General features: G+C 69.4%; 16 protein-coding genes. 10 read left to right on the forward strand and 6 right to left on the reverse strand.

What is annotated here, in order from left to right:
* Window positions 1-30 precede the first annotated feature (30 nt).
* From GGQ62_RS04780 to GGQ62_RS04800, 5 genes are read right to left on the reverse strand one after another with little or no spacing between them, the layout of a single operon-like run.
* On the reverse strand, window positions 31-825 hold the full coding sequence (locus GGQ62_RS04780) for an ankyrin repeat domain-containing protein (protein ID WP_152576248.1): 795 nt from the start codon (window positions 823-825) through the stop codon (window positions 31-33).
* The gene (locus GGQ62_RS04785; protein WP_152576247.1) at window positions 826-2,055 is read right to left on the reverse strand and encodes a PAAR domain-containing protein; all 1,230 of its coding nucleotides are present in this window, start codon (window positions 2,053-2,055) and stop codon (window positions 826-828) included.
* Between the two features lie 3 nt (window positions 2,056-2,058).
* Entirely contained in the window at window positions 2,059-3,477 is a 1,419-nt protein-coding gene (gene tagH / locus GGQ62_RS04790) for a type VI secretion system-associated FHA domain protein TagH (RefSeq protein ID WP_153401035.1), read from the reverse strand.
* Complete coding sequence (locus tag GGQ62_RS04795; protein ID WP_153401033.1) at window positions 3,474-4,055, reverse strand: DUF6931 family protein; 582 nt, start codon at window positions 4,053-4,055, stop codon at window positions 3,474-3,476. The genes tagH and GGQ62_RS04795 overlap by 4 nt, the downstream gene beginning before the upstream one ends.
* The gene (locus GGQ62_RS04800; RefSeq protein WP_152576245.1) at window positions 4,055-5,983 is read right to left on the reverse strand and encodes a type VI secretion system Vgr family protein; all 1,929 of its coding nucleotides are present in this window, start codon (window positions 5,981-5,983) and stop codon (window positions 4,055-4,057) included. Before GGQ62_RS04800 ends, GGQ62_RS04795 begins: the two co-directional genes overlap by 1 nt.
* Before the next feature lie 265 nt (window positions 5,984-6,248).
* On the opposite strand from GGQ62_RS04800, the gene GGQ62_RS04805 reads away from it, so the two are divergent.
* From GGQ62_RS04805 to GGQ62_RS04850, 10 genes are all read left to right on the forward strand, one after another.
* Entirely contained in the window at window positions 6,249-7,697 is a 1,449-nt protein-coding gene (locus tag GGQ62_RS04805) for a hypothetical protein (protein ID WP_152576244.1), read from the forward strand.
* Window positions 7,698-7,763: 66 nt separating this feature from the next.
* On the forward strand, window positions 7,764-8,831 hold the full coding sequence (locus GGQ62_RS04810; protein WP_152576243.1) for a hypothetical protein: 1,068 nt from the start codon (window positions 7,764-7,766) through the stop codon (window positions 8,829-8,831).
* A 31-nt stretch (window positions 8,832-8,862) separates the two neighbouring features.
* On the forward strand, window positions 8,863-11,313 hold the full coding sequence (gene hrpB / locus GGQ62_RS04815) for an ATP-dependent helicase HrpB (RefSeq protein WP_152576242.1): 2,451 nt from the start codon (window positions 8,863-8,865) through the stop codon (window positions 11,311-11,313).
* A 62-nt stretch (window positions 11,314-11,375) separates the two neighbouring features.
* On the forward strand, window positions 11,376-13,115 hold the full coding sequence (locus tag GGQ62_RS04820) for a DUF885 domain-containing protein (protein ID WP_152576241.1): 1,740 nt from the start codon (window positions 11,376-11,378) through the stop codon (window positions 13,113-13,115).
* A complete protein-coding gene (locus tag GGQ62_RS04825) occupies window positions 13,112-14,884 on the forward strand; it encodes a DUF885 domain-containing protein (RefSeq protein WP_152576240.1) in 1,773 nt (590 codons plus the stop codon). The genes GGQ62_RS04820 and GGQ62_RS04825 overlap by 4 nt, the downstream gene beginning before the upstream one ends.
* A 132-nt stretch (window positions 14,885-15,016) precedes the next feature.
* Complete coding sequence (locus tag GGQ62_RS04830; protein WP_152576239.1) at window positions 15,017-17,476, forward strand: PAS domain S-box protein; 2,460 nt, start codon at window positions 15,017-15,019, stop codon at window positions 17,474-17,476.
* A gap of 108 nt (window positions 17,477-17,584) precedes the next feature.
* Window positions 17,585-18,598, forward strand: coding sequence for an SDR family oxidoreductase (locus GGQ62_RS04835; protein ID WP_152576238.1), 1,014 nt, complete (start codon window positions 17,585-17,587; stop codon window positions 18,596-18,598).
* A gap of 74 nt (window positions 18,599-18,672) precedes the next feature.
* Window positions 18,673-19,416: an SRPBCC family protein gene (locus tag GGQ62_RS04840; protein WP_152576237.1), complete on the forward strand. Its 744-nt coding sequence runs from the start codon at window positions 18,673-18,675 to the stop codon at window positions 19,414-19,416.
* 37 nt (window positions 19,417-19,453) lie between these two features.
* Window positions 19,454-20,626, forward strand: coding sequence for a zinc-dependent alcohol dehydrogenase (locus GGQ62_RS04845; RefSeq protein ID WP_152576236.1), 1,173 nt, complete (start codon window positions 19,454-19,456; stop codon window positions 20,624-20,626).
* A 29-nt stretch (window positions 20,627-20,655) separates the two neighbouring features.
* The gene (locus tag GGQ62_RS04850) at window positions 20,656-21,252 is read left to right on the forward strand and encodes a PRC-barrel domain containing protein (protein ID WP_243445954.1); all 597 of its coding nucleotides are present in this window, start codon (window positions 20,656-20,658) and stop codon (window positions 21,250-21,252) included.
* A 9-nt stretch (window positions 21,253-21,261) separates the two neighbouring features.
* Here GGQ62_RS04850 and GGQ62_RS04855 read toward each other — a convergent pair whose 3' ends face one another.
* Window positions 21,262-22,182, reverse strand: coding sequence for an NAD(P)/FAD-dependent oxidoreductase (locus GGQ62_RS04855; protein WP_152576235.1), 921 nt, complete (start codon window positions 22,180-22,182; stop codon window positions 21,262-21,264).
* Between the last annotated feature and the right edge of the window lie 17 nt (window positions 22,183-22,199).

Genomic DNA, 22,199 nt, shown 5'->3' on the forward strand with positions numbered 1-22,199 from the left:
CGCGGTCGCGGCTGCATCACGCCCGCCCGGTCACGGGCGCGGCGGCCATTGCCCCTGGCCGCGCAGCTTGCGGATTTCGGGCGGCGACGGCGGCGGCCAGGGGTAGCCTGCGCCCTTCAGGCGCGCGACGACGCCGGCCAAGGCAACACCGTCGGCGCCGGAACGATCGACCCGGCTGGTGTTGGCAAAACTCGCCACCGAATGACCCGACGGCGGGACCGTCCATGGCGACGCGCCTTTTTCAAGGAGCACGGCGACCGCTGCCCAATGGTCGGCGCCCGCTGCAGTCAGCGCCGGGGTCATGCCGATGCTGTTGCCGGCCTCGACCTTGGCGCCGGCGGCGACCAGCCGTTCGATCGCCGGCACGGCCCCGATCAGCGCCGCTTCGTACAGGGGCGTTTCGCCGCCATGGGTGCGCGACGGGTCGGCGCCCGCCTGCAACAGCGCGTCGAGCATCCGCATGTCATCGGCGCGCGTCGCGGGGTGGAGCGGCGTGCGGTCGGGCCCGCCATCGGGGTTCGCCCCGGCGGCGAGCAGCGCCTTGACCATCGCCACATCGCCGCGTTCGACGGCGATGAGCAGCGGCGTCTCGCCGGCGCTGCCGACGGCGTTGACGCGGCTGGGCGGCCCCTTGGCGGCGGCGATCGCGGCCGCGACATCGCCCGACGCCACGGCACGGATGACGGCGCGGTCGTCCGCGCTGGCAAAGGCTTCGATCGACAATGCGGCCATGTTGCTACCCCTTGATACCGGCCGGCAAGCGGCGACTTCGGCAAGCCCGACGACCATCAGTGCCAGCCACAGCCTGTTGACGGCAATGTCCATTCAGCATCCCTGGTCCCGCTGGTCCGCCTTGATGCCTTCGGTCACCCAGTCCATGCCATGGCGATCGACGGGGTTCATCTGCTGCAGCGTCGTCTTGCCCGCCGGCGGCGCCAGCGGCAGCGTCCGCCGCTCGCCATAGGCCTGCGGCAAGATCGGGCTGTCGCCCAGTTCGCGCCCCAGGATCCAGCCACCGACGAGGCCGCCCAGCGATGGGTGCACGGCCCCGGCAAGCGCCTGGAGTCCCGTCAGAACCAGCGCGCGATTGTCCTGCACCGCCGACAAGAGCTCGCCCGGGACATTGTACGACGTCACCGGCGCGGCCACCGCCGGATATTTGCCGACGGTGCGCGCGCTCAACCCCGCCGCATTGAAGGTCGTCGCCGGCCGGCCGGTGGCAGCGGCCGCGGCACTGGCCAATCCGCCACCAAGCGAATGGCCGGTGAAGGCGACCGGGCCATCGCTGGCTTCGGACACCAGCCTGCCGATGTTGATGGCGCGGTCATAATGGTCGGACTTCATGCCGACGCCCTGCTGGGCATTGGCGATCCAGTCCGCCGATTCGGCAGTGCCGCGGAACGCCACCGTATAGGCCGGACCAGCGGCGCTGTCCTGGACGAACACCTCCGCCTTGAACGTTGATCCAGCCGGCGCCAGGTCCTGCGGCCGCAGACCGAGCATGGCCAGTTCGGCCGGTTCGTCGACCTGGCGATAGCCGGGGGGCAGCGCCCCGCTGCGGCCGTAGGTGTGTTCGGCAAGCATGGCGCGATCGCTGGCGACCGCCAGTTCCATGCACGCGCTGCTCGGCGGTGCGACCACCGGCGGCGCCACACCGGCGGCACCGAGACCGGCCGCCATCGCCGCGAGCGCGCCGCCGGCGCCGCCGGCCGGACCACCGCCCGCACTGGCACCGCCGCCACCCCCGCCGCCGCCGCCGGCGGCTTCGCCGATCAGCACGGTGAACATGCCCAGGGTGATGACTCCGCCATGGCTGGTCGGGTCACCGATGCGCGCCGCCATCTTGCCGCCGACCAGAACCGTGGGCGACCCCATGATGATGGTATCGACCGGCCCCACGCACACGCACATGTCGCCCATCCGCGCCTGCGGCAGTGATCCGGTCAGCACCGTCGGCATCGCCGGTGGCAGGATCGGCCCGCCGACATGCGGCACCACGCCCGTCACCATCGGGCAGACATGCAGGTCGGTAACGCGCGCCGCCGGCTTGCCCATCGCCTAGGTGTCGCGCTGGTCGACGCGCGCCAGGTTGCGCGCATAGGCTTTCTTGAAATTCTTTGCGAAGACATCGAGATAGGCGGCTTCTGTCTCGTCCGCCATGGCGCGGAATTCAGCCTCATAGGCTTGCCACAATGCCGCATCGCGCGCCTGCGGCAGCAGCCGTGACAGCAGCCCGGTGCGCCCCGGCCGCGCCCGGATGGCGGCCGGCGAAAACCGCTGGATGGTATCCTTCAACGCCTCCTGCATCGCCGCCATCAATGCCAGCTCGTGCGCCTGCAGGTCCTCGAAGGCACCGCGCACCGCCAGCGGGCCGGGCAGGAAGCCGCGGTCGGGCTTGCCGACGATCTGGCGCAGCGCTTCTTCCGCCGATCGCGTCCATTTCAGCGGGTTGTTGCCGTCGCGCTGGAAGGTCGTCACCTCGGCGCCGACACCGAACTGGTTGCGCAGCCGCGCCCGGGCATAAAGCAGCTGGATCAGCCCGTCGGCGGTCTGCCGCAGCAATTCGCCCGCGGCTGCCAGCACCGATTCAGGCGGGACGTCGTCGACATCGCGCGGCCGCAATCCCGCACCGGCGAGGAAGCGCGCGAACAAGGCGCCGTCATTGCCCGCCGGCGCCGGCGCCGCCGTCACCGCCGGCACCGGTTCGGCGGCGATCATGGCCGGCGCCGGCGGCGTGAAGTCGACCGGTGCCTGTGCGGTAAGCGTTCCCCAGATGCTCGCCGGGTTGGCCGCGACCGGCGGCGCCGGAACCGGCGTCACTGCCGGACCCCAGGCCGATGGGGCGGGCGTTGCCGCACTACCACCCAACCCGAAGATGTCACTACCGGCCGGACCTGCGGCGGGTGCGGGCGGCGCCGGCGGCGCGAAGCCGGCGGGCACCGGCGGCACCCCCAACCCGAACATGTCGACCGCGGTCGCCACCGCTTCGGGCGGCCGGAAACCGTCTTCGACCGGGCGGTCGCCCGACGAAAAGATCGCGCTGCGGCCCGGACGCCCGAAGGCATCGGTTGCCGCCGACCGGTCGGGCTGTTCGTCATACCGGCCCCACAGGCTGGCGCCCGTCGGCACCGCGCCGCCCCCGGCCGACCCCGGCTGCACGCCGGTGTCGAGCGCCACGCGCACCGCATAATGGCCGATGCTGACCAGATCACCGTCCTGCAATTGCCACGGCGCCGCCAGCCGGTCGGGCGCGCCGTTGACATAGGTGCCGTTGGTGCTGCGGTCGGTCAGCCAATAGCTGCCATCGCGATAATCGACTTCGCAATGCACCGACGAGATCAGCGCCTGCGGGTCGGGCAACGTCCAGTCGACATGGCCGGCACGGCCGATGACCAGGCCATGGCCGTCCAGCGCCTTCACCACCGGGTCACCCGAGGTCAGCGACGCAACATTCTCGATCGTCAGCCGCAGGCTCAATGGCTCTCCTCCGTTTCGGCGATCGACTGGCCCAGCGCCAGCATCGCGTCGATCTGCACGGCCAGGCGCTGCGATCCCTGCGCCAGGCTGGCCAGCAACACCGCCGCCGCGACCGCTTGGCCAAAGGCGCCCGGCGCGGGTGGCGCCCCCTGTGCCAGCTCCGCCGGCCCCAATGCCCCGCCCGACAGGAACACCGCCACCCCCGCCGCCCCTTCCGGCACGTCGAACCCGGCCCGCTGTGCCTGTTCGAACACCAGCCGCCGCCGCTTGTCGCTGGGATCGGCCAGCCAGGCGGCAATGCCGCCGCGCAGCTCCGCACGCGCCGATCCATCCGCCGGCGCCGGCGTCAGCGCCAGGCATTCGCGCAACCACCGCACCGCGTCGAAGCGCGGCAGGCTGTGCGCCAGAAACCGCAGCGCCGCCTGCGGGTCGGCAGCACGCAACATGGCAAAGGCCGCCGCCGGCGGCGCGTCCTGCCAGCCGGCCAGCGCCGCCTCGACCTGCGCCGGCCCGGCCAACTGCCCGGCGCGGGTCCATTTGACGCGCCGCCACGGCGCTGCGATCGCGCTGGTGGCCATCAGTTGATCTGCACCAGCGAACCCTTGACGACATGGATCCCCGATGCTTCGGAATTGACCATGACGCCCTGGGTCTTGACGCTCATCGTGCCCTTGATCTCGACATTGACGCTCGCCATCGTGATCTTCGCCGGCTCCAGCTTCAGCGAGCTCGCGCCGCATTTCAGCTCGATCGACTGGGCCGCGTCGGTCAGATGCTTGCCCATGTTGATCTTCACCGTCTGGTTGCCGGTCTTGATCGTCAGTTCGTCGTTGCCGACATCGATCGTCGTCGTCCGGTTACCCTGCTTGATCTCCAGCACCTCGTTGCCGAGCTTCAGCGTCGTTGTGCGGTTGCCCTTGTTGAGCGTGCGAGTCTCGTTGCCCTTGTCGATGATGCTGTTGAGGTCCTTCTCGGCATTGAAGAACACCTCCTCGCTGTTCGCCTTGTCCTCGATGCGCAGCTCGTTGAAGCCGCTGCCCTGCGGGGTCGATCGCGACTTGAAGGTGCTGCGCGTCTTGTTCGCCGGCAATGGATAGGGCACCTCGTTCTGGCCATTGTAGACGGCACCGGTGACCAGCGGCGCGTCGGGGTCGCCGTTGAGGAATTCGACGACCACCTCCTGGCCGATGCGGGGCAGCACGAACGCCCCCCATTTGGCACCCGCGACCGATTGCGCCACGCGGATCCAGCACGAACTCGTCGCACCGCCGTCCTGCACCCGGTCCCAGTGGAAATGCACCTTGATCCGGCCATGCTTGTCGGTGTCGATCTCCTCACCCGCGGCCCCCGCGACGATCGCCGTCTGCGGGCCATAGATGCGCGGGCGCGGCGTCTTCATCGCCGGCCGGAACTGCACCGTCGCCGGGATCAGCTCCATCTGCACCGTCAGCTCGTCCTCGTCCCCGGCACCGCCGCGATATTTGCCGCCGGCATAGACATGGGTGGTGGCGACGATCAGATATTTGATCGCCGGCGCCGTGGGACCCGCCTTGATGGCGATAACATGGCCCACCGCCGCGGCAAAGGCGTCGCCTTCGGCAGTGCAGCGCTCCGCATCGGCGCGCGCCGCTTCCACCAGATGCGCGCTGATCGCAGCGCCGCGGCCATCGCCGGTCGCCTTGGTGAAGCCGCCGGGATGGACGTGAAGCTCGGCGAGCCTGGCCTTGTCCATCGTCGACACCAGCGTGGCGGTCTTTTCGGTCTTGAGTTTCTGGGTGGGCGTCAGAAAGTCGAAATCGGTCACCGTCGCCATGTGCGGGGCGACTTCGAAGCGGCGGGCAAAGCTCCAGATCGCGCCGCCGGGCCGGCCGATCCCATCGGTATAGGGGCGCACCTCGATCGCGGCGTCGATGCCCGGCACCGGGACATGGTGCGACTTCTGGTCGGTGGCGACCATTTCATGCTCGTTCGGCGAATGCTTGAAATAATAATAGATGCCATGGCGTTCGAACAGGCGCGAGATGAAGTCGAAATCGCTTTCCTGCCACTGCACGCAATATTCGAGCGCCGGGAAGGATCCGATCGAAAATCGCAGCCGGGGGCCGATGCCGCTGCGCCGGCCGGTGACGTCCTTGGCGATATCGTCGACCTTCTGGGCCTGGTAGATCCGGCTTTCGATGTTGATGTCGAGAAAACTCGCCCAGGGTTTCAGCGTCAGCCGATAATGCGACCCGGCGGTATCGCTGTCCAACTCGGCAATTTCCCACAACCGGCCGTGGAAGGCGCGGCTGCGTGCCGGCCCCGCCGCCACCTCGATGGAGATCGGCCCGCCAAGATGCTCGTGCAGCGTCGCCGCGCCTTCGGTGACGATGACATCGGCGGTGATGGTGAAAGGCTCGCTCAACCGCTCGACAGCGGTGAAGCGCGTCAGCACGGCGGCGTTGTCACCGCCGAACGGAGTCTTGATCCGCGCCTGTCGGTTGGCCTGCAACAGGTTCGTGGCCATCCCCCTATCCTTCCCCCTCCATGGCGCTGGCGCCAGCCGGTTCCCGACTGTCGATCTGCCGCGCAATGCTTGCCCTGCCGACTGTCTAAACACTTTTTGTCGGATGCGAAACGTCTGTTGATTGGCGCCGTATTTGTAAACGGTCTGATAAGCTCTGCTAAAGTCACGGCTTTGTGCAAAGTCAGTAGCTGTCCGTTACAATCTTGGCTACACACGGCGCCGGGGCTCCCGGCGCGGAGAACCCGGGGAAAAGGGGCGTCCGGAATTGCTGCGGTCAATCATTCTGCTGCTGTCGATGCTGCTGTTCGGCACCGCGGCGATGGCGCAGATCATCATCGGACCGACGACACCAAAACCTGCCCCGACCAGGCCCCCGGTGGCCAGCGGGCCCTCCGCGATCGAAATCGAGCGTGCCGCCTTTAACGCCTGCGCCGCCGCCAAGACCCCCGGACCCTGCCGGCAGTATCTCGCCAGATACCCCAGGGGCAGCTGGGCCGATATCGCCCGCGGCCGTATTTCCGACCTCGAGGCGGCACAGACCGCGCCGCGTCCGGCCCTCGTCGAGCGCACCCCTGCCCCCACGGTCGATCGCGAACCGCAATTCTGGGCAGCATGCGACGCCGGCACCACCGTTGCCGCGTGCGAGAAATATCTTGGCGGCTACCCGTCCGGCCGCTGGGCGGTCGACGCCCGCGCCAAGATCGCCGTTCTCAACGCCGTCGCACAGGAACGCGCCAGCTTTGCCCAGTGCCAGGCGAGCACCGCGCCCGGCCTGTGCGAAACCTTCATCGCCACCTACCCGAACAGCAGCCTCGTCGCTGCCGCCAAGGCGCAGATCGGCGTCATCGCCGGCCAGGCGGCGCAGCGCGATGCCGCCGCCCGCGCGCAGGCGGCGGCCGACCAGGACCGGCGCGCTTTTGCCGCCTGCGACGCCGCGACCGCCAGCGGGCCGTGCGAAGCCTATCTCGCCAGCTTCCCGACCGGCGCCTCGGCGGCCGCGGCGCGGCTGAAGATCGGCACCCTCGCGGCGTCGCAACAGGAACGCACCGCGGCGGCCGCCTGCCTCAATGGCGTCGGCGCGGCGCCGTGCGAACAATATCTGGCGACCTATCCGTCCGGGTCGTCGGCCGCGGCCGCCCGCGCCCGGCTGACCGGTCTTAAGACCGCCGAAGCCGAGCGCGCCGCCTGGGCGCAGTGCCAGACCAGCGATGTCGCCTTGCCGTGCGAACGCTATCTCGCCGCCTACCCCGCCGGCGCTTCCGCCGATGCCGCGCGCACGTTGATCGCGCGGATCAACAGTGCCGAGCAGGAACGGACGGCCTGGGCGCTGTGCGAAGCCGGCAAGACGGCGTTCCCGTGCGAGAAATACCTCGCGAGCTTTGCCACCGGCCGCTACGCCGACGCCGCCCGCACCCGCATCAAGGTGCTCGAAACCGCCGAAACCGAACCCGAGATGGTGCCGGCGCTGGGGCTGGTCGTCAAACGCAGCGACAAGGGCGAATTCACCGTCGTTTCGGTGCAGCAATTTTCCTCGGCGATGGGCAATGTCTTTGGCGGCGACGTCATCCTCAAGATCAACGACCAGCCGGCCAACCCCCGCGAAACGCCGCGCGCCGCGCTGGAACGCGCCCTCGCCGCCGCCAGCGGCCGGGTCAAGTTGCTCATCCGGCGCGGGCCGGCGGCGGTGACGGCGGTGATCCGGGCAAGGCCCTGACATGGCCGACGGGGGACCGGATGGCGGGCGCCGGACGCGCAGACATCTCGAACAGGGGAGACTTTCGTGACGATCGGCAATCGGTTCAGACTCCACACGCTCGCCGGGCCCGTTCTTGCCATCGCGCTGGTCACCGCCACCACTCCGGCGCTGGCGTTTGACGACGCCCGCTACAAGGGCCGTTTCCCGGCGGAATTCTACGAGGCCGGCCGTCTGCGCTCGGTCGCCGTGCTGCCGTTCGCCGGCACCGACGGCGCCAATTTGACCAAGGCGCTGGTCACCGAACTGAAGGGCGTTCAACTCAACAACGACCCATGGTTCAGCGTCAAGACCGCGGACGGCAGCGAGACCGATCCCGCCCGCGCCGGCCAGGCACTGGGCGTCAAGGGCGTCCACGTCGGCAATGTCGTCACCGCCAAGCTGACCCGGACCGATCGCAGCGAACAATCGACCGAATGCGACGGCGCCGTTGACTGCAAGAAGGGCGAGGTGCGCACCATCACCTGCACCCGCGTCGTCCTCGATTACCAGGTCAACGCCCGCATCGTCGATGTCGCCACCAAGGCATCGGTCTATGCCAGGTCGCACACCGCCAACGCCGGCTATGACATCTGCAACGGCAAGAAGAAGGAAGTCGCGATCATCGAGGACAAGGGCGCCGCCGTCCGCATGGCGGAATGGCTGACCGGCAAGAAGACCGTCGACGACTGCGCCGTCCGCTGCACCGACGACGGCCTGTATGAAAAGGCCCGCGCCGACATCGCCCGCGCCATCGTCAAGGACGTCGCCCCCTACAACAAGGACGTCTCGGTCGAGTTCAAGCGCCGCGCCGAGGAACTTCCCAAGCCCGACCAGAAGACCTTCGAAAGCGGCACGCCGTTCATCAAGGCCGATCGGCTCGACCGGGCGTGCAGCATCTGGGAGGTGATGGAAACCGGCCCGGCCGCAACCAGCGTCAGCCTGCTTTACAACCTCGGCGTCTGCCAGGAGGCGCTGGTGCCCGAAAACCCGTCCGCCGCGCTCGAATATTATGTGAAGGCCGACCAGCTGACCAGCAAGCCCGACAAGCTGGTATCGGCGGCGCTGCTGCGTGCCCAGACAATGGTCGAGGCACAGAAGAAAATCGGCTCCTGACCCGGCACCGCAAGGCGTGTATCAGCGCGCCATGCCGTTGCCCGTCGAAGACATATTGCCGGCGCTGCTCGCGGCGCTGGCCGCCAATGCCCCCGTCGCGCTCGTCGCGCCGCCGGGCGCCGGCAAGACCACCGCCGTCGCTCCGGCGCTGCTCGATCAGGGCTGGGCCACCGGCGGCCGCATCCTGCTGCTGTCGCCGCGCCGGCTCGCCGCCCGCGCCGCCGCCGAACGCATGGCCGCCAACGCCGGCGAAGCGGTGGGCGACACCATCGGCTATCGCACCCGGCTCGACAGCCGGATATCGGCGCGCACCCGCATCGAGGTCGTCACGCAGGGCATTTACACACGCATGGTCGCCAGCGACCCGGAACTGCCCGGCGTCGCCGCCGTGCTGTTCGACGAAGTCCATGAACGCAGCCTCGAAAGCGACCTCGCGCTGGCGCTGACGCTCGATGCCCGCGATGCGCTGCGCCCCGACCTGCGGTTGCTGCTGATGTCGGCCACGCTCGACGGCGCTGCCTATGACGCGATCATCCCCGGCCTCGCGCGCATCGCCAGCGAAGGCCGGATGTTCCCCGTCGGCCTGCGCCACATCGGCCGCGACGCCGCCGTGCGCATCGAAGATGCCGTCGCGTCCGCTGTCCGGGCCGCGCTCGCCGACGAACCCGGCTCGGTCCTCGCCTTCCTGCCCGGCGCCGCGGAAATCGAGCGCACCGCCGAACGGCTTGTCGACCGCCTGCCCGCCGATGTCGACCTCCACCGCCTCTATGGCGCCCGCGAAGGCGAAGACCAGCGCGCCGCCATCCGCCCGGCGCCGCCCGGCCGCCGCAAGGCCGTGCTGGCAACATCGATCGCCGAAACCTCGATCACCATCGACGGCGTCCGCGTCGTCGTCGATTCCGGCCTCGCCCGCCGGCCGCGCCACGACCGCGCCGTCGGGTTGACGCGGCTGGTCACCGAACGCGCCAGCCAGGCAGCGGTGACGCAGCGCGCCGGCCGCGCCGGGCGCACGGCCCCGGGCATCGCCGTGCGCCTGTGGGAAGCCGGCGAAACCGCCGGCCGGCCGCGTTTCGACCCGCCCGAAATCCTCGACAGCGACCTCAGCGGGCTTGTCCTCGAATGTGCCCGCAGCGGCGTCACCGATCCGCGCAGCCTGCGCTGGCTCGATCCACCGCCGCCCGCCGCGCTCGACGAGGCGCGCAGCCGGCTGCTCGCCATCGGCGCACTCACCGCCGACGGCCGGCCAACGCCGCACGGCGAGCGCATCGCCGCGCTGCCGTTGCCGCCGGTGCTCGGCCATATGCTCGTCGCCGCTGGCGCCCGCGGCCATGCGGCACTGGCGGCGCGCATCGCCGCGATCATCACCGAACGCGGGCTGGGCGGGCGCAGCACCGATCTCGATGACCGGCTGCGCCTGCTGGCGCGCGACCGCGGTCCGCGCGCCGATGCGGCACGGCGGCTGGCGGAGCGCTGGGCCAGGGCCGCCGGCGGGGGGCCGGCGACCGAGGCCGCCAGCGCTGCCGAAATCCTCGCGCTGGCCTTTCCCGACCGCGTCGCCCGCCGCCGCGGCGGCCCCGGCGCGCCGTGGCTGATGGCCAATGGCCGCGCCGTCGCCGCCGGCGCCGACGACCCCCTCACCGCCGCCGCATGGATTGTCGTCGCCGATGCCACGGGCACCGCCGCCGGCGCGCGACTGCTGCTCGGTGCCGCGCTCGATCCGGCCAGTGTCGAAACCCTGTTCGCCGATCGCGTCATCGCCACCACCGTGCTGGCGTTCGACCCCGCCACCGGCAGTGTCACCGCCGAAACCACCCGCCGCCTCGGCGCCATTACCCTGGCGCGTGCGCCAATCGACCGCCCCGACCCCGCCGCCGTTGCCGCGGCGCTGCTCGGCGGCGTTCGCGACCATGGCGTCGCGCAACTGCCCTGGGGGCCCGCCAGCGTGCGGCTGCGGGCCCGCGCCGCCTTCGCCCGCGCCCATGGCGCCGATCTGCCCGACCTGTCCGACGCAGCGCTGCGCGCCGACATCGATTGGCTCGCACCGCTGCTCGCCGGCCGCCGCCGATTGGATGCCATCCCCGATGCAGCGCTCGCCGAAGCCTTGCGCAGCCATATCGGCTGGGCCGCGCTGCGGGCGCTCGGCGATTTCGCGCCGGAGGATTTTGCCACCCCCGCCGGCAGCCACCACGCCATCGACTATGCCGCCGACGGTGGCCCCGCGGTCGATGTCCGCGTCCAGGCGCTGTTCGGCCTAGGCGCCCACCCGATGGTCGCCGCCGGCCGGGTGCCGCTGACGCTGCGCCTCACCTCCCCCGCCGGTCGGCCCATCCAGGTCACAACCGACCTGCCGCGCTTCTGGACCGGCAGCTGGGCCGATGTCCGCCGCGACCTGCGCGGTCGTTACCCCCGCCACCCCTGGCCCGAAGACCCGGCCGCCGCCGCCCCGACGTTGCGCGCCAAGCGGCCGGGCCAGGCGGGTTAAGTCCCGCAACAGCGGCGGTTTTCTGTTGACGCCAGCCCGTCCCATCGCGCTTGTCGCAGACCATGCTCGATCGCCGCACCCTCCTCGCCTCCGCAGTCGCCCTCACAATCTCCGCAGGCACCCGCGCCGCCCCCAGCGGCGCCGATGCGCGCCTCGCCGCCCTGCTGCAGTCGCATGTCGACGCCTTCCGCCGCCGCGTCCCCGAAGCGGGCGGTGACCCGGCGCGCCTCGGCGACCGTTCGCTGGCGGCGATGGCGACCGACCGCGCCGCGGTGAAACAGGGCCTCGCCGCGCTGGCCGCCTTCGACCCCGCCACCCTGTCGCCGCGCGCCCGCGAAGACCTGGCCGTCGCCCGTTTCGTCTATGCGACGCTCGACGACATGTTCGGCCGCTACGGCTTCGTCGATATCGACCTGCGCCCCAGCCCCTATGTCGTCAGCCAGATGAACGGTGCCTATTACTGGTTGCCCGAAGGCATTGGCCGGCAGGCCGTCGGCACGCCGGCGGAGCGCGACGGCTGGCTGGCGCGGCTGGCAGCGCTCGGCACTGCCATCGACCAGGAAAGCGCGCGCATCGCCCATGATGCGGGCATCGGCGTCATCCCGCCCGATTTCGTCATCGATCGCACCATTGCCCAGCTCGCGGCGCTGCGCGACGCCGCCCCGGCCGCCTCGCCGCTGCTGCCGGCGGCGGCGAGGCGCACCGCCGATGTGCCGCTGGACCGCGCCACCGACGTGATCCGCACCACCATTGCCCCCGCCATCACCCGGCAGATCGCTGCGCTGCAGGCCATCCGCGCGCGCGCCACCGATACCGCCGGAGTCTGGCACCTGCCGCAGGGGGAGGCCTATTACGCCGCCGCGGCCCGCGCCAACACAACCACCGACCTGCCGCCGTCCGAGCTCCACCGCATCGGCCTTGCCCAGGTCGCCGATTACACCGCGCAGCTCGATACCGCCCTGCGGGCACAGGGCTATGCCGCCGGCAGCGTCGGCACCCGCATCGCCGCGCTCAACGACGACAAGCGCTTTCTCGAGCCCGATACCGACGCCGGCCGCGCCGCGATCATCGCCCGGCTCGAAGCCATATTGGCCGATGCCCGCGGTCGCCTGCCGACGATGTTCCACCCTGTCACCGTCGCTCCCGTCACCGTGCGCCGCATGCCGATCGGCATGGAGGCCGGATCGCCCGGCGCCTTCTACAATGGCGGCACGCCGGCGACCTTTTCGATCAACCTGCGCGCCACTGCCGATCAGCCGCTGTGGCGGCTGCCGACGCTGGCGCACCATGAAGGCATTCCGGGCCATCATTTCCAGGCCAGCGCGCTCGATTCCGCCGGCGCGCTGCCGCCGTTCCGCCGGCTGGTGCGCTTTTCGGCCTATACGGAGGGCTGGGCGCTCTATGCCGAACAGCTCGCCGACGAGATGGGCTGCTATTCCGATGATCCGGTCGGCCGCATCGGCTATCTGCAATCGATGCTGTTCCGCGCCGCGCGCATCGTCGTCGATACCGGCATCCACCACAAGCGCTGGACACGCGCCGCGGCAACGAACTGGATGGTCGAACACGCCGGCGAAAGCCCGATCCCGGCGCAGCGCGAGATCGATCGCTATTGCGTCTATCCGGGCCAGGCGTGCAGCTTCAAGGTCGGCCAGACCCAGATCGCCGCAGCGCGCGAAGCCGCCCGCGCGCGCATGGGCGACCGCTTCGACGTCCGCGCTTTCCACGATATCGTGCTGCTCGGTGGCCCGATGCCGATGCAGACGCTCGCCGCCGCCGTCGATCGCTGGGCCGCGGCATGACCGTCACCCGGCGCCACACACTCGGCCTGCTCGCCGCCCTCCCCGCCCTTCCGGCGCTGGCGGCAAGTGACGACCCCTCCGCCCGGCTGCGTGCCCTGCTCGACGCCAGCGCCGCCGCCGATGCCGCGCTCGACCCGACCGGCGACGCGGGCGTGCCGCGTCCGGCCGGCAGCCCGGCGTTCGTCGATCCCGGCAGCGATGCCTATGAAGCGACCCTGCGCGCCAACAAGCAGCGCGAATGGGCGACGCTGCAAACCATCGACCGCGCGCGCCTCGACGCCGTCGACGCCATCGCCTGGGATGTCCTTGCCTGGCAGACCCGCCAGACGCGCAATTTCCTTCAATCCGGCCTGTTCGCCGTCGCGCGCCAGGCGCCGCTCAATCCATCCTTCGGCCTCCACATCGAATTTCCGGATTTCGTCGCCGGCAGCGCCGCACCCTTTACCACCGTCGCCGATTACGACACCGGGCTGCAGCGGCTCGACGAATTTGCCGGCGCGCTCGACAACACCATCGTCCGCCTGCGCGAGGGCCGTGCCGCCGGCATTGTCCAACCCCGCATCATCGTCGAAAATGTGCTGAAGCAGGTCGATGCCCTGCTGGCGCAGCCGGTGGCGGCCACCGCCTTCTACGCCGCCGTCACGCGCATGCCTGCCGGCTTCGGCAGCACCGACCGCACCCGCTTGACCACTGCCTATCGCCACATGATCGAAACCCGCGTGCTGCCGGCCTATCGCCGCTGGCAGGCCTATCTGCGCGACGATTACCTGCCCATCGCCCTGTCTGATCCCGGTCGCTGGGCGATGAAGCACGGCGACGCGCTCTACGCCGCCGAACTCGCCCGCCATACCACCACCGATATGTCGGCCGACGCCATCCACACGCTCGGCGTGACGGAGGTCACCCGAATCCGCGCCGAAATGGAGGCGGTGCGCGGGCGGCTGGGGTTTTCGGGCGACCTCAAGGCGCTGTTCGATCATGTCCGCACCGACCCCGTTTTCTATTGCAAGACCGAGGCCGAGCTGCTCGACCGCTTCCGCGCCATCGAGGCCCGCATCTGGCAGGGCATCCCCCGGCTGTTCCGCGATCGGCCGAAGGCGCCGTTCGAAGTCCAGCCGCTGCCGGGGCCCGGCGCCGCACGCGGCACCGGCTATTACCGCGCCGGCCCCGGTGACGGCAAAACCCCCGGCGTCCTGTTCTTCAACATGGCGATGCTGCCGACGCGGCCGATCCCGACGCTGGAGACACTGACCCTGCACGAAGGCATCCCCGGCCATCATTTCCAGCTGACGCTGGCCCGCGAAAATGCAGCACTGCCGCCGCTGCTCCGTACCGGGTCGAACACGGCCTTTGCCGAAGGCTGGGGACTTTATGCCGAATCGCTCGGCCCCGAACTCGGCATGTTCACCGACCCCTGGCAGTGGTTCGGCCATCTCGACATGGAGATGCTGCGCGCCGTGCGGCTGGTCGTCGACACCGGCCTCCATGCCCGGCGCTGGAGCCGCGACCGGGCCATTGCCTTTATGGCCGACAACACCTCGATGGCGCCGCACGACATCGCCGTCGAAATCGACCGCTACATCGCCCAGCCCGGCCAGGCCTGCGCCTACAAGATCGGCGAACTGACGCTGCAACGGCTGCGCAAGCGGGCGGCGGCAAAACTGGGTCCGGGCTTCGATATCCGGGACTTCCACGCGCAGGTGCTCGACACCGGCGCGCTGCCGCTCGCCGTACTGACCGCCAAGATCGACGGCTGGCTGGCCGGCTAGGGCGTTGCACCGATTCCCGCTGTCGATGCGCACCGACACGCAGTCGGCAACCAACAGCCGCGATTCCTCCTTTGGGTGTCTTGTTTGCTTGACACTTTTATCCCAGTGTCGCGATGCGATCGAGGGGACGCTGTGACCGATACCATGCCAGGCGGCTTTTCCGGCGGCTCTGACCTGCTTGCCGGCAGCGGCGAAATGGCCCGGTTTTTCCGCAGCTTCGATTGGGCCAGCCACCCGCTCGGTCCGCCGCAGGCATGGCCCGACGGCCTGCGCACCACAGTGCGGATCATGCTGACGACCCGGCACCCGATGTACATCTTCTGGGGTTCGGACCATATCGGCCTTTATAACGATGCCTATCGTGCCATCATCGGCGACGAGCGGCATCGTTCGACCTTCGGCATGCCCGGCAAGCAGGCCTGGGCCGAAACCTGGCACGTGATCGGTCCGCAGATCGATTATGTCATGCGCGGCGAGGGCGGAACCTGGCACGAGGACCAGCGCATACCGATCCTGCGCGATGGGGTGTTGAAGGAAATTTTCTGGACTTACAGCTATGGGCCCATCGAAGACGCCACGACCGTGTCGGGGGTCGGCGGGGTTCTGGTCATCTGCGCCGATACCACCCGACGCGTCCAGCAGCAGCGCCGCATCAGCAGCGAACGCGACCGCCTGCACCAGTTGTTCGAACAGGCGCCGGGCTTCATGTGCATCATGCGCGGGCCGGACCATGTCTTTGAAATCGCCAACCGCGCCTACACCGACCTGCTCGGCAAGCCGGCCCTGCTCGGCCTCGCCGTCCGCGACGCCATCCCGGAGGCCATCGACCAGAGCTTTGTTGCGCTGCTCGACCAGGTCTATGCGACCGGCCGGGCCTATGTCGGCAGCAGCCAGCGCCTGCTGGTCAGCCGCGGTGAAGGCACGCTTCCCGACGAACGCTATCTCGATTTCGTCTATGCGCCGCTCGTCGACGAGACCGGTGCGACCACCGGCATCTTCTGCCAGGGCACCGACGTCACCGACCGGTTGATCGCGGAACGGGCGATCAGCGAAAGCGAGGCGCGTTTCCGCAACATGGCCGACCACGCGCCGGTGATGATGTGGGTGACCGACCCAGCGGGCGCGCTGATCTATCTCAACCGCCTCTGGTACCAGATGACCGGGGCCACGCCCGAGACCGCGCTGGGCGCGGGCTGGCGGCACGTCGTCCACCCCGACGACTTGGCGCGGGTCGACGCAGCGTTCCGCGATGCCAATGCCGCCGAGGCCGATTATCGGCTGGAATTCCGGTTGCGGATGGCGGATGGCCGTTACCGCTGGGTGCTCAACGCCGCCTCCCCGCGCTTTGCCGAAAGCGGCGCTTATCTCGGCTTCGTCGGCTCGATCATCGACATCGACGATCGGCGCGAAGCCGAACAGCGCACCCAGGTCAGCGAAAGCCGCTTCCGCGCGGCCATCGGCGCCATCCAGGGCGTGCTGTGGACCAACAATGCCGCCGGCGAGATGACCGGGGAGCAGCAGGGCTGGTCGGCGCTGACCGGCCAGTCGCCGGCCGAATATGCCGGTTTCGGCTGGTCGGACGCGGTCCACCCCGACGATGCCGCCGCCACCGTCGTCGCCTGGCAGGACGCCGTCGCGCGCCGGCGGATCTTCGCCCATGAACATCGCGTGCGCCGGTTCGATGGCGAATGGCGCATGTTCTCTGTCCGTGCGGTGCCGATCCTCGATCCCGCCGGCGCGATCGTCGAATGGGTGGGTATCCACACCGACATTTCCCAGCAGCGCGCCGCCGAAACCGCCCTCCAGGCCCTCAACGACGCCCTGGAACAGCGCGTCGCCGGCGAGGTCGCCGAACGCATCCGCGTCGAAGGCGTGCTGCGCCAGACCCAGAAGATGGATGCGCTGGGGCAGTTGACCGGCGGCATTGCGCACGACTTCAACAACATGCTCGGCGTCACCTCCAGCGCCTTCAGCCTGCTGCAGCGCCGCCTCGGCTCCGCCGACCCCGACATCAACCGGCTGATCGAGGCCGGACAGGGCGCCGTCAGCAATGCCGCCGGGTTGACCCAGCGCCTGCTCGCCTTCGCCCGCCAGCAGCCGCTGGCGCCCGAGATCGTCAACGTCAACCATCTCGTCAGCGAATTGCGCAAGCTGCTCCTGCACTCGCTGGGCAAGGGGATCGCCTGCGACTGCGTGCTGGCACCGGAGCTCTGGCCGACCCTTGTCGACCCCAACCAGCTCGAAAATGCCCTGCTCAACCTTGCCGTCAACGCCCGCGACGCCATGCCCGACGGCGGCCGGCTGCTGATCGAAACGCGCAACATCGGTGATGCCGCCGCGCTGCCCGCCGATGCCGCTGCCGGCGACCATATCCTGATCTGCGTCACCGATACCGGCATCGGCATGACCGAGGCGGTCCGCACCAAGGTCTTCGAGCCCTTTTTCACTACCAAGCCGGTCGGTGTCGGCACCGGCCTCGGGCTCAGCCAGGTCTATGGCTTCGTCAAGCAGTCGGGCGGCAGCATCGACATCACCTCGGCACCCGGGGAAGGCACCCGCATCGACCTGTTCCTGCCCCGCGCCGACCCCTGATCGCCCCGCAGCAGGGGCTTTCCATGCGGCCGATTGCCCGCACGCCAAACGCCGTTTGAACAATTCCGCCCGGCGTCGGTTGGACAGGGACAATCCGCGGAGTGCCCCATGTCGATCAACCTGAAATCCCTTGCCCAGCAACGCATCATCATCACCGGCGCCACCAGCGGCATCGGGCTCGCCATCGCCGAAGCGGCGTCGGCCGCCGGCGCCCGGATCATGCTCGCGGCGCGCAACGAGGCGGCATTGGCCGACATCCGCGACCGGCTGGAAGCGGCCGGCGGCGACGTCGCCATCCTCGCCATCGATGTCGCAGACCCCGATTATGCCGAACGGCTGGCCGCAGCGACGCTGGCGCGCTTCGGCGGCTTCGACACCTGGGTCAACGATGCCGCCGCTGCGACCTATGGAACGCTTGCGCAAACCCCCATCGCCGACCAGCGCCGCGTCTTCGATGTCGGCTATTGGGGCACCGTCAACGGGGCGCTGACGGCCCTGTCGCACCTGCGCCTGAAGGGCGGCGCCATCATCAACATCGGCAGCGTCCTCAGCGAGCGCGCGATGATCCTGCAAGGGCCCTATTCGGCGATGAAACATGCCGTGAAGGGCTTCACCGATGCCCTGCGCAGCGAGGTCATTCGCGACGGCCTGCCGGTCTCGGTGACGCTGATCAAGCCATCGGCCATGCACACGCCCTATCCGGAACACGCCCGCAACCGCATGCCCAAGCCGGCGCAGCTGCCGCAACTGATCTACGATCCCCGGCTGGTGGCGCGCGCGGTGCTGTTCGCCGCGCACACGCCGCGACGCGAACTGACCGTCGGCGGCTTCGGCGCCGGCGCCGCGGTGGGCGATCTCGTCGCCCCCGGCCTGCTCGATCGCGCCATGGCCGCCTTCGGCACCAGCGCGCAGCAGACCGACAAGGCGCCGCCGCCGGGGACCAACGACAATCTTTACGAACCCCGCAAGGACGGCGCGGTCGAAAGCCAGCAGCCGCAGCATGTTCGCCGGCAGAGCCTGTGGCTTGAGGCCCAGATGCATCCGCTGGGGGCACTCGGCATCGCCGGCGCCGGTCTCGGGCTGCTTGCTGCGGGCCTCGCTGGCGCCCGGCGTCTGCGCTGACGGTTAATCTCTCGCAAAGGGAACTCTGTTCGCCGGCCCGGGTTCAAGGACTGCAACAACCAAAGGCTTTCCAAGTGTCCGATATCGATGGCAACCTGGCTCCCCCCGGCACCCGGCTGGCGCCGCGACGCAATCTGAAAGCCGGTGAACGCGGCGCTTCGGTGATCGCCGGAACGGTGTTGGGCGCGCTCGCCACCCAGCAGAAGGGCCCCGCCGGCGTGCTGATGGGTCTGCTCGGCTCGCTGCTTGTCGCGCGCGGCATCACCGGCGTTTCGCCCGCCAAGCGCCTGCTCGGCCAGCGTCCGGACGAGGCGGCGGTCGCCAAGGCCGCGGGCTGGTCGAGTGCTGCCCTGCTGTCGCGCGCCGTCACCATCAACGCGCCGCGTGCCGAGGTCTTCCGCCGGTTCCGCGATTTCGCTGCCTGGCCGGAATGGGCGGTCAACGTCAAGAGCATCGACATCAACGACGATGGCACCCTGCATTTCACGACGCTCGACCCGTCGGGCGCAGTGGAATGGGATGGCGAGGTCACCGAGGAACATGGCGACACGTTGCTCGCCATCGCTTCGGTCGCGGGGTCGGCGTTCCCGATCACCGCGCGCTATGAATTCCGCGATGCGCCGGCCGGCCGCGGCACCGAAATCCATGGCGCTGTCGCCTACGAACCGCCCGGCGGCAGCCTGGTGCGCTACGCCGCCAAGCTGACCCAGCGCGAACCCGGCATCCAGCTGCGCCGCGATCTGAAGCGCTTCAAGAGCCTGATCGAAACCGGCGAGATTGCCGTCAACGACCCCCAGGGCACCGATCCCAAGGCCTGAACCCGGCCCTTCTTTCGACAGTTCAAAGGAAATTCCCATGCGCGCAGTCCGCTGGCACGGCAAGAAAGACGTCCGCGTCGATAATGTCCCCGACCCTGAAATCGTCAATCCGCGGGACGCCATCATCCGCGTCACCTCGACCGCCATCTGCGGGTCGGATCTCCACCTTTATGACGGCATGATCCCCAGCATGCAGGCCGGCGACATCCTCGGCCATGAATTCATGGGCGAAGTCGTCGCCCTCGGCAAAGGTGTTACCAACCTGCGCATCGGCGACCGTGTCGTGGTGCCGTTCACCATCGCCTGCGGCCAGTGCTTCTTTTGCGAAAAGACGCTGACGTCACTGTGCGACAACAGCAACCCGGCCGACAACCAGGACATCGCCGAAGCGATGATGGGTCATTCGCCGTCGGGGCTATTCGGCTATTCGCACATGCTCGGTGGCTATGCCGGCGGCCAGGCTGAACTGGTTCGCGTGCCGTTCGCCGACACCGGCTGCTTCAAGGTGCCGGCGCATCTGACCGACGACCAGGTGCTGTTCCTGTCGGACATCCTGCCCACCGGCTGGATGGCCGCCGAAAATGCCGAGATCGAGAAAGGCGACACCGTCGCCGTCTGGGGCGCAGGTCCCGTCGGCCAGTTCGCCATCCGCTCGGCATTCCTGCTCGGCGCCGAACGGGTCATCGCCATCGATCACCGCCCCGGACGCCTGGCGCTTGCCGCCGAAGCCGGCGCCGAAACCATCGATTTCGAAGATGTCGACGTCATGGCAGCGCTCGCCGAAACCACCGGCGGCAATGGCCCCGACCGCTGCATCGACGCCGTCGGCATGGAGGCGCATGGCCTTGCCATCGACAACATCCAGGACCGCGCCAAACAGGCGATCGGCATCGGCACCGATCGCCCGCACGTCCTGCGCCAGGCCATCGTCGCCTGCCGCAAGGGCGGCACCATCTCGATGCCGGGCGTCTATGGCGGCCTGCTCGACAATCTGCCGATGGGCGCCTTCGTCAACAAGGGCCTGACGCTGAAGACCGGCCAGACCCATGTCCATCGCTACATGCAGCCCTTGCTGGAGCGGATCGAAGCCGGCGACATCAAGCCCGATGTCATCATCAGCCATCGCCTGTCGCTTTCCGAAGCGCCGGGCGCCTACGACGATTTCCTCAACAAGCAGGACGAATTCACCAAGGTCGTGATGCAGCCCTGAGCCTTACGCCCAGTTGATCGGATCCACAGATGGCCAGCAGCGTCGCCGAATGGCTCGCCCCTGCGGCGACGATGCTGGCCGCGCTGATGACCGCCGCCAACCTTGGTGCGCGCGTCACCGGCTGGGGCTTCGTCGTCTTCACGATCGGGTCGATCGGCTGGATCATCGTGGGGCTTGGCAGCGGCCAGTCGAACCTTGTCGCCACCAACGCCTTTCTCACCCTGGTCAACGTGATCGGCATCTGGCGCTGGCTGGGGCGGCAGGCGCGCTATGAATCGGTCGGCGCGTCGGCGGAGGAAGCCGGCCATGCGCCCGACTTGCCGACCGTGCTGCCCGCCACCGGCATCGTCGGACGCACCATCACCGATGCCGATGGCCGCACTGCCGGCGAAGCGGTCGAAGCCATCCTCGATTGCGATACCGGCACCATTCGCCACCTTGTCGTCCGCTTCGGCGGCGTCGGCGGCATCGGCGAACAGATCGTCGCGCTGCCGATCGCCGACATCCGGCTGGCAACCGACACCATCACCACGCCGCTGCGCGCCGACCAGGTCGCCAGCCTGCCGCGGCTCGACGCGCGGCTGTGGCCGCGCCTGCTGAAGGAAGAATCCGTCGCCGCCGCCTGATGCGCCGGATCAGCGCCGCAGCGGGCGGATGCGGGCCAGGTCATTGCGGATCGTGGTTGCCGCCACCCCGCCCTCGCCCATCGCGTGGCTGATCTGGTCGAGCCCGTAAACGACGTCGCCGGCGGCATAGAGACCCGGTACGCTGCTGCGCTGGTGACTGTCGACGAGCATGCAGCCGCCCTCGCCCAGATCGGCACCCAGCGCGCGCGCCAGGTCCGAATGGACGACCGATCCCAGGGCCGGATAGACACTGTCGAACACCAGCGGTCCGGCTGCGGTGCGCATCGCCAAGCCGTCGTCGACCAGCGCATAATCGCACGCCGGTCCATCGATCACGGCGATCCCGGCGTCGACCAGTGTTGCCCGATCCTCGCTGCTCAGGTCATGCGCCTCGCCCGGCGCCACCAGCGTCACGTCGCGTGTGAAGCTGCGCAGGAACACCGCCTCGCGCACGCCATGGCTGCCGCTGCCGATCACCCCGATGCGCTGGTCGGTAACTTCATAGCCGTCGCAAATCGGGCAATAGCGCAGTCGCCCGCTGGCAACGGCGCGGTCGTGCAGCGCCTCGTCCATCGGCGGCCGGCGGTTGAACACGCCTGTCGCCAGCAACACCGTCCGCGCCCGCAGCGGCGCGGTGCGATCGGCGATATCGACGCGGAAGCCATCGGCCTCCACCGTCAGCCGTTCGACGCTGCCATCGAGGACGGTCGCGCCATATTCCTCCGCCTGTACCCGCATCCGCGCCACAAGCGCCCGCCCGGCGATTCCAGCGGGGTGGCCGGCATGGTTGTGCGACACCGGGATCATCAACGCCCGGCTTTTTCCGGCGTCGACGACGATCGTGCCGAGGTGAAAGCGCGTCAGATAGATCGCTGCCGTCAGCCCGGCCGGGCCGCCACCGACGACAACCACGTCCACGTCCGGGGTCATGTCATGTCCTTACGCCG

The organism is Polymorphobacter fuscus, assembly GCF_011927825.1.
GTDB lineage: Bacteria > Pseudomonadota > Alphaproteobacteria > Sphingomonadales > Sphingomonadaceae > Sandarakinorhabdus > Sandarakinorhabdus fusca.